A 12108-nucleotide genomic window follows, 5' to 3' on the forward strand; every position below is an offset into this window, starting at 1 on the left:
GTTTATCCCAATGCTCAGGTTCAGCTGTGTATCGTGCATATGGTGCGTTACTCCATGAAGTTTGTACCATGGACGGATAAGAAGGCCGTAGCGGCTGATTTAAAGGCCATCTATGGCGCTGATACGCTTGAGATGGCAGAGGCCAATCTTGAGCACTTTGATGAGGTGTGGGGCGAGAAATACCCGCACGTGGTTAAGTCTTGGCGCAATAACTGGGAGGGCTTAACGGTGTTCTTTAATTACCCTAAAGACATCAGAAAAGCCATCTATACCACCAATGCGATAGAGTCGCTAAACAGTGTGATTCGGACAGCGGTGAATAAGCGTAAGGTGTTCCCCTCTGATCAGGCAGCATTTAAAGTGGTCTATTTAGCAACTCAGCAGGCATCCAAAAAGTGGTCTATGCCCATTCGTAACTGGACGTCTGCTTTAAATCGCTTTATGATTATGTTTGATGATCGTATTAGTAAGCATTTAATCTAAATGGCAGTTACACAGAGTTTGGGATGGTCTCGTTATTTTTATATTTGCCTTTGTTTTTATGCTTGTTGTTATTTTTATATTTGCCTTTTCCGTGCTTGTTGTGCTTATCCTTTTTGTCATAATCATACTTATTATGGTCGCGATCATCATAATCACGGTCATTATCATATTTATCATCATAGCGTTTCTTGGACCAATCTTGCCTGCTTGAACTGATAAGCCTTAAATCAGGGTAGGTATACTTGAGCTCGTAGGCTTGATTGTTCTTTTTGGCATAGGCTGTGAGCAATCGATTACCGCGATAACTGTCAGATCTGATGTTCGTGACCTGATACCCTTTACGACGTAAATCGTTGCGCAGCTGTTGGCTAACGCGGTTATAGTTAGCATTGCTGTAACCCTTATCACCGCGATAGACGGACTGATTGTCATAGCCTGGACCAACGACGGTACAACCGACCATCGTGCCTAGCAAGGTAAGCGAAAGGCCTGCAGACATCGCTGTCTTCAATGAAAATAGCTGCAAAATCTTCATGATAAAATCTCCTACGATATTTTTGGATTAATAATTACCGGATTGCTTTTCACATCTAACAGCGTCATGTGGTTGATGTCTATGTCACTTGGTAGCCTTTATAAATGCAGAAGTAATAATTGCATGACTAACTGACTTTCTTATTTATCTGATGGCTAGAAATATTTTCTTACATTATCTATGATAAGACACAAAACTTGATGTTAAGTGTCATTTGCGTTAATAAGTTGTAATTGCCCGTTTAATGATATATCGCTTAATTGATCACTTAGCTAACAAAGCAGCATATCTCTGAATGGTAGCGATGAAAAGGAACCATAAATGCTATTCAAGCTTATTTTGTTTTCAGCTTTTGCAGGTATAACCGTGTTTATAGGCGGTTTATTGGCCAATGTTTTTGACCACCATGTCACAGACAGCCCAGTCAAATATGAATTTATTCATACCTCGATGTCGTTCGGTGCGGGTATTATTTTATCGGCATTGGCATTCGTTTTATTGCCAAAGGGTATGGAGGTATTGAGTGTTTGGGGTGTCACAGGCTCATTTTTATCAGGGGCCATCCTGTTTATGCTGCTAGATCGTAAGCTGGCTGAATCGAATAGTCAGCAGGCAACCTTACTCGCTATGATGATGGACTTTGTACCGGAGTCCATCGCGCTAGGAGCGGTATTCGCGATTGAACCGCAGCTGTCGCTATTATTAGCATTGTTTATTGGACTGCAAAACCTTCCAGAGTCATTCAATGCCTTTCGTGATATGGTGCAGAGCGGTTTTAGTGTTAAAAGGACGTTGACCATCTTTTTTGGACTCAGTTTTTTTGGCGTTATATCTGCGCTGATCGGGCATTTTTTATTGAGCGAGCATCCTAATCTTACCGCCCATCTTATGATTTTTGCGAGTGGGGGTATTTTATATCTACTTATCCAAGATATCATTCCTGCCAGTAAGCTGGATAAGAGTTATCTGACCTCGCTTGGGGCAACGCTCGGCTTTTTGGTCGGTATTTTTGGGGAAATGCTGATTTGAAAATAGCAATAAAATCGTTATCAGGTTCTCGTGTAAGCATATGCTTACACACAATGACGTTTACGCGACTTAACATCGGAGTGAGAATTAGGCATTATACATACACGGCATAAGGGAATGTAACTCAAGGATTGAGTTGACCGCATTAAGGATAATGATTCGTTTACTAGCGTCAGGATGATAATAGTGAACGAAGAAAGGATACATAACCTTTGCTAGTAGCATTATTAATGCTAATAACGGTAGTAAACAGGGCAGGATGCCCGATATCGCAACACACTGAACGTTATGCAAGGATGCATAGATTACAGTCGTGATAGGTAACATGGATGGTTAACAATAAAACCGCATAACAATCAATTGCTATGCGGTTTTATCGTGTCTAGAGCTTAAGAATTTTTTATTCAACCTTTTTTAGATACGTTATTGAGTAGTGTATAAAGCGTTAAATGGCTGCTAACAAAAAAACCGCATAAGATTTATGCGGTTTTTTGACTTATTAGATTATCGAATTAAATCATCAATAGCATTGTTCGCTATTTGACTGATAACTTAGTATTTGTTTTCGCGACGCCAGTCATCTACTTCACGTTCAGCATCTTCTTTTGCATGGCCATAACGCTCTTGTACACGACCGACCAGTTTATCGCGGCTACCTTCGATGTGGGTTAAATCATCATCAGTGAGATCAGCCCATTTTTGTTTTACTGAGCCTTTCATTTGGTTCCATTCGCCTTTTAGAGTATGTTCGTTCATTGTTATATTCCTTTTTTGATTATTTGTTTATCCAGACATTTATCCCATCTGGCCTTTCTTAACATTTTATTCAGTAGCTTTTTTCTAATGACCGTTTTACTTGATAAGCTCTTGTTTAATAAGAACTCGTCGAGTCGTTATAAGAAATTTATAAAACAAGCTAGCTGATGTCTCTAATATAGGCGTCAAGAATTCGGCTGTCTGTATGCGCAATGTTTAGAGTGTTACTTCATGATAGCAATCTGCATGGCTATGTTATGGAGACCATCTTTGTGTAATAAAGCAGGGGTTTTATCAGTGCAATAGGTAAATGAATTAAGAAAGGGTTTATTGAAAAATAAAAATGAGCGTGCTTTCTCAATAACGCGAACCCTATATTCGTATAGGCAAATAAAAAACAGGCGCTATTAATAAAATGGCGTCTGCTTTTTACTGTGGTTATTAATCGATTTAGGCTACTTAGCCAAATAATCTTGATAACGTTTTGTTAGTTTCTTTAAGCGTATGCGGTCGCTAATTAACGAAAATAGTGGCGAGGCATTGGTCTTGGGTGTTTTTCCTTGCCCCATGCGTTGTAGCTGACGCTTAATGACTGCCATGGTGGCGATAGCGCTCAAGGTTTTGTCTTTCCAGCGTACGGCTGGGTCGTGCGCACTTAGTTGCTCATTGTGTTGCCAATCATTGGGCAGAGATGGACTCATGGCGAGCGCGGTGCCCATGCCGACGATATCGATACCTTGAGCCAATACGGATTCTGCTACCGCTAAACGCCTGACCCCACCAGTAGTCATCATCGGCATGCTGGCCACTTGTGCAATCTCGGCGGCGAACGTTAAAAAGTAGGCTTCTCGCTGTAAGGTTCTACCATCTGCCGTTGTACCTTGCATCGCCGGACTCTCATAGCTGCCACCCGACAGTTCAACCAAATCAACACCAAGCCCGCGCAGCGCTAAAACAACAGCTTTGGCATCATCAGCATCAAAGCCACCACGTTGAAAATCAGCCGAATTTAATTTGACTGATACCGCAAAGCTAGGGGCGACTTGGGCACGGACGGCTTTAATCACCGAAATTAATAAGCGCATACGATTCTCGATTGAACCGCCAAATTCATCAGTGCGCTTATTGGTCAACGGCGATAAAAACTGTGATATCAAGTAACCATGAGCCCCGTGAATTTGCACACCATCGAAGCCCGCTTGTTCAGCTTTGACAGCGGTATCGACGAAGCGTTGAACCAGCTGCTCAATATCCTCGTGGGTCATGGCACGAGGCTTGCCAAACAGATGAGAGTGCTTTCCTAAATCAAGGGAAACGTCAGAAGGTGACAACACATCGCCTCCCATCGCTGCATAGACTTGGCGACCCGGATGATTGATTTGCATCCAAATGTGGCTATGGTTCTTTTTAACCGTTTGCGCCCATGCTTGAAAGGGTGCTAAATCACTGTCTTTCTCTAATACGATGCCACCAGGTCCCGTCATTGCTCGGCCATCAACCATAACATTACCAGTAATCAGTAACCCAGTACCGCCTTCCGCCCAGCGTTGGTATAGGCGCAAAATAGTAGGACCGGGGATTTGCCCTTTATCTGCCATGTTTTCTTCCATAGCGGCTTTGGCTAAGCGGTTTGGCAGCACAGCGCCACATGGCAAGGTAAAAGGAGAGAAAACGGCTGATGTCATAATAAATCCTAAGTATCGTCAATTCTATATAAGTCGATTCTATATAAATGGCGTGCAGTGTCAGGCTTGCTCAGTCTGTTATTGCTAAGACTTAGCGAGCCTTTCTTGTATCCAACTTATCTTGAAACGACTGCATGTGGTTTTGGGGAGGTTTTTATAACCCTCTTTTTCTAAAAACTTTGTACTAAAAATTTAAGCTATAGACTTATAGTTTAAATGACTATAGTCTTATAGTCGATGTAGTAATTATTCCCGTAAGTCATTTTAAAATATAAATCGAGGTCAACATTGAAGGCAAATGCTAAAACAGACTTCATCAGTGCAGATGACAGTGCAACAACTGAAACAAAGCGTGAGCTGGCAAAAGCCAAGACACGACGCGCGCTCCTAAAAAGTGCCTTGCAGCTCTATCGTGTGGAAGGTGCTTGTGGCATGAGTATGAATAAAGTGGCCAAGGGCGCAGGCATCGCGCAGCCGAGTTTTTACAATCATTTTGCGAGCTTAGAGGCGCTGCAACAAGAGCTGGGTGCTCAGCTTAAGGAGAACTATTTATCGCCCATGCGTATGGCGTGGATTGATATGCTAAAGGATTATCCTAGATTAACTAAAGCGCAGTTCAATGAGCGTTGTCAGCACTGCTTAAATATGATTTTTGATGCAGCATTTCAGAATATTGCTTTATTTCAGCGTTTGCTCGAAGACCGTCTGCGCTTTGCCCCAAGTATAAAAGAGCAAGATTTATTGAATGAATGTTTATTAACTAGCGATTCAAAAAATCCAGCCCAAGAAAATAACAGCCTATTGGATAAGGGTTTAGGCAATTTAATGACCGAAATACAAGAAGAGTGGACGGCAATATTTATAAAAGGATTGTCCTTATCTGGATGTTCTTTTGAACGCTCGGAAGTCAATCTTTGTGTCGATATCGCCGCCGCTCAAGTCCATGAATTAATAGTTGGCTGTCATCAGCAGCGTTATAGCAGACAGCAAGCTATCTCGATGTTAAGCACAAATTTCGATGCGCTTTTTAGTCAATTCTTTACCACAGAATGGCAAGAAATGAGCGGCTAATCATCAAGGCAGTCCAATTTATAAAAAGATTTAAACGGAATTTACATAGCAAAAACGCGGATAAAAAATAATAGGGAGCACGACGATGAGTAATGAGCCAACCAAAAACAATGAGCAAACCCATTTTAGAACTTGTAACCTATGCGAGGCGATGTGCGGTATCGTCATCAAACACGATGGCGATAAGGTGCTATCGATTAAAGGCGATAAAGATGACCCTTTTTCGCAAGGTTATATTTGCCCGAAAGCGACGGCTTTGCAAGATTTGCATGAAGATCCTGATCGCTTGCGTCAACCCGTTGAGAGAACGGCGAATGGCTGGAAGGAAATCAGCTGGCCTGAAGCGCTAGATAAAGTAGCAGCGGGCGTCCAAACGGTACAAAAAAAATATGGTAAAAATGCGCTCGGTATCTATCTGGGCAACCCCAACGTGCATAACCTAGGCGGGATGTTAACCGTTAAGCACTTATTAACCAGTATAAAGACGCGCAGTCGTTTTTCTGCCACCTCAATCGACCAACTACCGCATCATATCGTCTGCATGCATCTCTTTGGTCATATGCTGCGCATCCCAGTACCCGATGTCAATCGTACCCAGTATATGCTGATTATTGGCGGCAATCCGCTGGCATCTAACGGCAGTATTATGACTGCCCCCAATATGCGCCAGAAGCTAAAAGATATCAAAGCCCGTGATGGCAAGGTGGTGGTGATTGATCCAAGGCGCACAGAAACGGCAGATATTGCTAGCGAGCACCATTTTATTCGTCCAGCGACCGATGTCTTATTACTGCTAGCAATGCTCAACGAAATCTATCTACAAGGCTATGCGGATAAGGCACAGATTGATAATAGGGCGGCGGCTCTAACGCCAGAAATTTCACGACTCGCAGACTTTGCTAAAGACTATAGTGCAGAGTCGGTTGCCAGTATTACGGGTATCACTGCGTCTGAAATCAAACGTCTCGTTAAAGAGTTTTGTGAAGCAGAAAGTTCGGTCTGCTACGGTCGCATGGGCGTATCGGTGCAAGAGTTTGGCTTATTAAGCCAGTATTTGATTATGGCGATTAATATCGTCAGCGGTCGCTTAGATGAAGTAGGTGGTCTGATGTTCCCTAATCCGGCGGTCGATGTGGTGAATAACTCTGGCCCCGGCTATTTAGGTAAGCGCCACAGCCGCGTCAGCAATTTGCCTGATTTTAATGGCGATTACCCCGTGGTTGCGATGGCAGATGAGATGCTCGTGGAAGGCGAGGGACAGCTAAAAGGCTTTATCACTGTCGCAGGTAACCCGGTGCTCAGCACTCCGAACGGTGAAAAACTAGATGAAGCTTTAGCAAAGTTGGACTTTATGGTTTCATTTGATTATTTCGTGACAGAAACCAGTCGCCACGCCAATATTATTTTGCCACCCGTATCACCGCTAGAGCGTGATCATTATGACGTCACCTTTAATGGTTTTGCGGTGCACAACGTCGCTAAATACTCTCCAGCGTTATTTGCTAAGCAAAAAGACGCCAAACACGATTGGCAAATCTACCTAGAGCTGGCGGAGCGACTGGATAAAAAAGTCCCTCTGGCGACCAAAGTTGAGCGTCGATTGGTAAAGGCGCTAGGGCCAAAAGTAATACTCGATCAAGGCTTAAAGCGCGGGCCTTATTACCATATGAGTTTGAGAAAACTAAAGAAACACCCTCACGGTATGGATCTTGGGCCACTAAAAACAATGCTGCCGCAAGCGTTAAAACATAAAGACAAGCAGATTCATCTTAACGTTGATTTTTATCAGGCAGATCTAAAGCGCGTGCAAGACATGATGGAGCAATATGATGACAAACAGATTCTATTGATTGGTCGTCGCCACGTGCGTAGCAATAACTCGTGGCTACACAATAGCCATCGTTTGGTCAAAGGCAAACTACGCTGTACCCTGATGCTGCATCCTGAAACAGCGGAAAACCACGGTATTAAAGATGGTCAAGAGGTAAAAGTTACCTCACGCGTCGGTCACGTGACGATCGTCGCAGAAGTGACGGATGAGCTGATGCCGGGCGTGGTCAGTATTCCTCATGGTTGGGGTCATGGGCGCAAAGGCGTGAAACAGAAAATCGCGCAAGCACATGCAGGCGTCAGTGTGAATGACTTGACGGATGACACGTTAATCGATCAGTTAAGTGGTAACGCAGCGGTCAATGGTGTACCAGTACAGCTAGAAGCAATCGAGCTAGAAGGGGTTGATTTGAACACGACTGATGCTAAGGTTGAATCTACTAGTGCGGCATAAAATAACTTTAAAAATTTTAGTTTAAATGAAGAAGGTACTTATATTAGTGCCTTTTTTTATACTTTTAGACCAATAAAATCAAAATCTACCTGCGGCGTCTCGCCTTGCATCAATAAGCTAATAGCCTTTGCAGAACCGCAAGCATGAGTCCAACCAAGCGTGCCATGCCCCGTATTTAGCCATAGATTATCAAAAGTTGCGTGCGTATTATGACTGCCATGCCGCACTTGACCGCTATGCGCGCGCCCAATTAATGGCACATTAGAAGGGGTCATCGGTCGTAGCCCCGTCCAATATTGCACAGAATTGGCAATGATACCTTTCGGGAATAGTTGCTGCACACGGCGAGTAATCGCTTCACAGCGGGTACTATTTAAGTCCAAATTATAGCCGTTAAATTCAGCCGTTCCTGCGACGCGTAATTTATCGCCAAGGCGTGAAGTTACTAACTTAAACTCATCATCAATAAGACTGACAAAGGGAGCGAGGTGCGGGGCGCGAGGATTGATTTGATAAGTGGCTGAGTAGCCTTTGGCTGGAAATATGGGTGCGTGTATTCCCAAAGGTTTTAGTAATGACACGCTATAGCTACCGAGGGCTAGCACATGGCTATCAGCACTAAAAGTTTGCGCGTTTTCACCCTTGGGACGAATGGTAATACTATGGATATGTGGACTGGTAGAGTTGGCATCTGCGTTTAACGCCAACACTTCCGTATCATATAAGAATTGCACGCCAGCATCGGCGCAACGCTCAGCTAGACGCTGAGTAAATAAGTGCGCGTTACCCGATTCATCATGGCTGGTATAGGTTGCGCCCGTGAGCTTATGGGCAATAGGGTAAAGTGCTGGCTCCAAACTGACCGCGTTATTAATGTCGATGACATGGCGCTCACAGCCCAGCGCTTGCATACGCTCTGTTGGCGCAATAGCAGCGTCAAACTCTGCTTGGTTGGTATAAAAATGCATGATGCCGCGCGTTTGCTGCTCATAATTGATACCGATGTCAGCACGTAGTTGCTGCAAAGCATCGCGTGAATACAGACCCAAGCGCACCATTTGTACCAGATTGGCATCGGCTCGTTCAGCACGACATTCTTGCAAAAATTGCATGGCCCATTTGAGCTGTGCCTTATCAGCACGCAAGCGATACAGTAATGGTGCGTCCTCGCGAAACAGCCATTTAAGCGCCTTCATTGGTGTGGCAGGATTCGCCCAAGGGGTCGCATGCGAAACCGATATCTGCCCACCATTGGCAAAGGAGGTTTGCATACCTGCTGCCGACTCACGCTCAATCACGGTTACATCGTAGCCTGCTTGGCAAAGATACCAGGCGCTGGTTACGCCCACCACACCCGCTCCGAGTACCGCAATATGGGTCATAGATTGCTCTGTTGCGTTTTTAGTAAAAGTGCTTTAAATAGTGCTTACTGTTTTGGTTATTTGGCGTTACTTTTGGCGCGCCACATCCGCTTGTAGTGCTGGCGGTAAGTCTAATATCGTAAGCTCGCTATCGGCCAAATGCTCAGGACGGGCAACCACTAATGCCTCAAAGCCTTCGGCAGTGGCAATCGCATTGACTATCTGAATTTTCTCTAGCTTGTCACCTGCGGCTGGCACGTCACCTATGCCGCTGACATAATGCAAAAATGCTTTTGGTGCTGCTTTAAAGTAAATGCGAGCGATGACTTCTTGACCAAGATAACAGCCTTTATCGTAGTCCATACCGCCGCGCTGATGCAGACGCAGCTCTTGTGGTTGAAACTGGGCCTGCGTTGCTGACACGATCCAATAATTGCCGTTTTCAATACTACACTGCATCCACGCTTGCGTATCTTCAGCATTATTATGATCATCCTTATGACTAAAAGTCGGCTCATCAGCGAGCACACAAGGATAAATCGGCGTTGGCGCGCTCGTATCGAACTTTGAAAAGGCACCAAACTTTTTTAAATGCGATTGTAGCGACTCTGCGCAATCCCCACTAACAACCACGTCGTAATGTTTCTCTGCTTGTTTTTTAATCCAAATGCCAAACTCAATACGACCTTTTAAATTGCTAAGCGCCGCTGCTTGATAGCTAAGCCCGAGCTTGGTGACATCACAAGTTAACTGACCCTGTAAGAATTTTTCGGCATCCTCGCCTTGAATGGTTAGTTGAGAAAATTGTGGCAGCGTTGAAGCGTTCGAAGTTTGAGTCATTGTTATTATCCTATTTATAAGCGTGCATGTATCACTATATTGTTATCAAAAAGGAAAAATTAAAGAGCGCCACTTAAGCTTTTACCCTTCATAGACAAGAGGGTCTAAAAGCCAATAAGGCTAAAGAAGAGTACCACAAAAAACACTGCGATAAAAAACGTCCTATTTAATAGGCAAGTTAAGGTATAAATAGGGCTCAGCACCCCGTTTTCAAGCGCACAAATTGGTTAAAGAGTGCAAGTTACGATACAATGTGGTATCTAGGCTAACTCTAGAATAAACCTAATTTACGATGGCTGCCGAGGAAATTATGAGCTTACCCAATTGCCCAAAATGTGATGCTGAATATACGTACGAAGATGGTGCGTTACTGATATGTCCGATGTGTGCTCATGAATGGACGGCGGCTGAAACAGATGCGGCTGAAGCTGCAGACCAAGACGCCGTCATTCGTGATGCAGTTGGTAACGAGTTGCAAGACGGTGATGCAGTTACTGTCATTAAAGACTTAAAGGTCAAAGGCTCTTCAGTCATTATTAAAGTAGGCACTAAGGCGAAAAGCATTCGTCTATTGCCAGATGCTACTGACGGCCATGATATTGACTGTAAACTTGATGGCTACGGTCCAATGAAGCTTAAGTCTTCGGTCGTTAAAAAGGCTTAAACAACTTTAATAAAAAAATGAATTTACTGTTAATAAAATAATAGAGAATAACTATGAGCACTAAAAACGAACAGCTATTTGCGCAAGCACGCAAACACATTCCAGGTGGCGTCAACTCGCCAGTCCGTGCCTTTGCAGGGGTCGGTGGTACGCCCATCTTCATGCACCGTGCCAATGGCAGCAAAATTTATGACACCGAAGACAATGCCTATATCGATTATGTCGGCTCGTGGGGTCCCATGATTTTGGGTCATGCGCATCCAAAAGTCATCGATGCGGTCAAAAAAGCGGCCGATGATGGTCTCAGCTTTGGTACGCCAACGCCGTTTGAAACGACGGTAGCTGATAAGATTTGCGAAATCGTTCCGAGCGTTGAGATGATTCGTATGACCAGCTCTGGCACAGAAGCGACCATGAGTGCGATTCGTTTAGCACGTGGTTATACCCAGCGCGACAAAATCGTCAAATTTGAAGGTTGTTACCATGGACATTCAGACAGCTTATTGGTAAAAGCAGGCTCAGGTATGCTTGATATCGGTGAGCCAACGTCAAAAGGCGTGCCAGCAGACTTCGCTAAGCACACGATTACGATTCCTTATAATGACCCACAAGCGATTAAAGATTGCTTTGAAAAATGGGGTGATGAAATTGCCTGCGTTATCTTGGAGCCGATCGCTGGCAATATGAATATGGTCATTCCGAGCCAAGAGTTTCATGATACCTTGCGTGCAGAGTGTACTGCCAACGGTTCAGTGCTTATCTTTGATGAAGTTATGACGGGCTTTCGTGTTGGACTTGGCGGTGCACAAGCGCATTTCGGTATCGACCCTGACCTAACTTGCTTTGGTAAAATTATCGGTGCAGGCTTGCCCGTTGGCGCTTTCGGTGGTAAAAAAGACATTATGTCGTGTATTGCGCCACTCGGCGGTGTCTATCAAGCCGGCACATTATCAGGCAACCCACTGGCGATGCGTGCCGGTATTGCTATGTTTGAAGACTTAACGGCAGACGGGTTTTATGATGAATTAGCAGCGAAAGTAGACCATCTAGTTGATGGTTTCCAAGCAGCTGCGGACAAACATGGCATTAATATGCGTACCAATAAATTGGGCGGCATGTTTGGCATGTTCTTTGTCAAAGACAGTGCAACCGAAACGCCAAAGAATTTTGATGATGTGACAGAGTGCGATATGACCGCGTTCAATACTTTCTTTCACGGTATGCTCGATCGCGGTATTTATCTGGCACCCTCTGCTTATGAGGCGGGCTTTATGTCTATCAAGCATAGCGATGCAGACATCGAGGCATCAATCAAAGCTGCCGATGAGATATTTGCAGAAATGGCCAACGCATAATCTAAATATTCATCATCGTAAAAACTAAGTTTTAAACTTTTAAAA

General features: G+C 44.2%; 11 protein-coding genes. 6 read left to right on the top strand and 5 right to left on the bottom strand.

All coding sequences use genetic code 11. The annotated features are described in order from the left end of the window. A partial coding sequence (locus W293_RS0107515) for an IS256 family transposase (protein WP_025651597.1) occupies window positions 1-483 on the top strand: 483 nt, incomplete at its 5' end. Window positions 484-490: 7 nt separating this feature from the next. Here the strand turns inward: W293_RS0107515 and W293_RS0107520 are convergent. Beyond that, window positions 491-1018, bottom strand: a complete 528-nt coding sequence (locus W293_RS0107520; RefSeq protein WP_025651846.1) for a hypothetical protein — start codon at window positions 1016-1018, stop codon at window positions 491-493. 321 nt (window positions 1019-1339) lie between these two features. Between W293_RS0107520 and W293_RS0107525 the strand changes: the two genes are divergently transcribed. After that, on the top strand, window positions 1340-2047 hold the full coding sequence (locus tag W293_RS0107525; protein WP_025651847.1) for a ZIP family metal transporter: 708 nt from the start codon (window positions 1340-1342) through the stop codon (window positions 2045-2047). 552 nt (window positions 2048-2599) lie between these two features. Here W293_RS0107525 and W293_RS0107530 read toward each other — a convergent pair. Together W293_RS0107530 and W293_RS0107535 are read right to left on the bottom strand one after the other, a co-directional pair. After that, the gene (locus W293_RS0107530; RefSeq protein ID WP_025651848.1) at window positions 2600-2803 is read right to left on the bottom strand and encodes a CsbD family protein; all 204 of its coding nucleotides are present in this window, start codon (window positions 2801-2803) and stop codon (window positions 2600-2602) included. 455 nt (window positions 2804-3258) lie between these two features. After that, window positions 3259-4488, bottom strand: a complete 1230-nt coding sequence (locus tag W293_RS0107535) for an NADH:flavin oxidoreductase/NADH oxidase family protein (RefSeq protein WP_025651849.1) — start codon at window positions 4486-4488, stop codon at window positions 3259-3261. Window positions 4489-4776: 288 nt separating this feature from the next. Between W293_RS0107535 and W293_RS16745 the strand changes: the two genes are divergently transcribed. Next, a complete protein-coding gene (locus W293_RS16745; protein ID WP_025651850.1) occupies window positions 4777-5559 on the top strand; it encodes a TetR/AcrR family transcriptional regulator in 783 nt (260 codons plus the stop codon). Window positions 5560-5644: 85 nt separating this feature from the next. Next, on the top strand, window positions 5645-7843 hold the full coding sequence (locus W293_RS0107545) for a molybdopterin oxidoreductase family protein (protein WP_025651851.1): 2199 nt from the start codon (window positions 5645-5647) through the stop codon (window positions 7841-7843). Window positions 7844-7899: 56 nt separating this feature from the next. Here W293_RS0107545 and W293_RS0107550 read toward each other — a convergent pair whose 3' ends face one another. After that, window positions 7900-9225, bottom strand: a complete 1326-nt coding sequence (locus tag W293_RS0107550) for a D-amino acid dehydrogenase (protein ID WP_025651852.1) — start codon at window positions 9223-9225, stop codon at window positions 7900-7902. Between the two features lie 66 nt (window positions 9226-9291). Continuing rightward, window positions 9292-10044: a YgfZ/GcvT domain-containing protein gene (locus tag W293_RS0107555; protein ID WP_025651853.1), complete on the bottom strand. Its 753-nt coding sequence runs from the start codon at window positions 10042-10044 to the stop codon at window positions 9292-9294. A 310-nt stretch (window positions 10045-10354) separates the two neighbouring features. On the opposite strand from W293_RS0107555, the gene W293_RS0107560 reads away from it, so the two are divergent. Both W293_RS0107560 and hemL read left to right on the top strand, forming a co-directional pair. Further along, window positions 10355-10708: a zinc ribbon domain-containing protein YjdM gene (locus W293_RS0107560; RefSeq protein ID WP_025651854.1), complete on the top strand. Its 354-nt coding sequence runs from the start codon at window positions 10355-10357 to the stop codon at window positions 10706-10708. A 53-nt stretch (window positions 10709-10761) separates the two neighbouring features. Continuing rightward, complete coding sequence (gene hemL, locus W293_RS0107565) at window positions 10762-12063, top strand: glutamate-1-semialdehyde 2,1-aminomutase (RefSeq protein ID WP_025651855.1); 1302 nt, start codon at window positions 10762-10764, stop codon at window positions 12061-12063. Window positions 12064-12108 lie beyond the last annotated feature (45 nt).

This window comes from Psychrobacter sp. TB67, from assembly GCF_000511065.1.
Lineage (GTDB): Bacteria > Pseudomonadota > Gammaproteobacteria > Pseudomonadales > Moraxellaceae > Psychrobacter > Psychrobacter okhotskensis.